The organism is Burkholderia sp. Ac-20392, assembly GCF_017104585.1.
GTDB lineage: Bacteria > Pseudomonadota > Gammaproteobacteria > Burkholderiales > Burkholderiaceae > Burkholderia > Burkholderia lata.
The window spans coordinates 1-234 of sequence record NZ_JAAGPB010000101.1 but is presented as its reverse complement, the minus strand read 5'-3'; the positions used below and the strand labels follow the sequence as shown (position 1 = coordinate 234).

Annotated in this window: 1 protein-coding gene; it reads left to right on the top strand. The window is 40.2% G+C overall.

Features of this window, described 5'->3' with window-relative positions:
• Positions 1–52: 52 nt before the first annotated feature.
• The coding region (locus tag G3N99_RS14480) for a hypothetical protein (protein ID WP_206122720.1) at positions 53–234 on the top strand (182 nt) is incomplete at its 3' end.

Here is a 234-nt window from a genome sequence, read left to right as displayed (position 1 = left end):
AGACGGCAACAAGACACGATACGAGATCTGTACTGAAACGAGAGAGCGCAAGGTGGAAGACGGCGAATACAAAGTCAAGATAGAGGTGCTCAATGGACGAAAGGAATATCAGGATGCAGTCAAAGATATCAAACAAGTGGGAGAGAAGAGAAGTGGGAAGCATAACAGAGAGAGTAAAAAGGTGATTAGTAATGGAAATGGAACGCACATGAGTTATTTTTTTTTTTTTTTTTA